The sequence below is a fragment of the Mesorhizobium sp. M7A.F.Ca.US.002.01.1.1 genome (genome assembly GCF_004022955.1).
Taxonomy (GTDB): domain Bacteria; phylum Pseudomonadota; class Alphaproteobacteria; order Rhizobiales; family Rhizobiaceae; genus Mesorhizobium; species Mesorhizobium ciceri.
The window spans coordinates 1-446 of sequence record NZ_RZQE01001062.1 but is presented as its reverse complement, the minus strand read 5'-3'; the positions used below and the strand labels follow the sequence as shown (position 1 = coordinate 446).

The 446-nt window shown below is 67.7% G+C and carries 1 protein-coding gene; it reads left to right on the top strand.

Features of this window, described 5'->3' with window-relative positions:
• Window positions 1-80: 80 nt before the first annotated feature.
• A partial coding sequence (locus EN932_RS37705; RefSeq protein ID WP_281061587.1) for an inositol monophosphatase family protein occupies window positions 81-446 on the top strand: 366 nt, incomplete at its 3' end.

The window sequence follows — 446 nt, the reverse complement described above, 5'->3', positions numbered from 1 at the left end:
CCTCAACATGGTGCCGGCCGATGACCTCGACCGCAATTTCGGCACCGCGGCGCCGACGCTCCTGATCGAAGGCATGACCCTTGCCGGAGCATGACCTGACCACTGCCGGAGCCACCGAAGACTTGCCGCTGCTGCGCGATGCCGCCCGCGAGGCGGGGGTGATCGCCATGCGCTACTTCGGCAACAGCCCGCAAGTCTGGATGAAGGGCGGCACATCACCGGTCAGCGAGGCCGACCACGCGGCCGACGCCTATCTGCGCGAAACATTGCTGGCGGCGCGGCCGGATTATGGCTGGCTGTCGGAAGAGACAGTTGACGATCCGGTCCGGCTTTCGGCACGCCGCACCTTCGTCGTCGACCCGATCGACGGCACGCGCGGTTTCCTGGAAGGCCAGCGCACCTGGTGCGTCAGCGTCGCCGTCGTCGAACATGGCCGCACGCTGGCC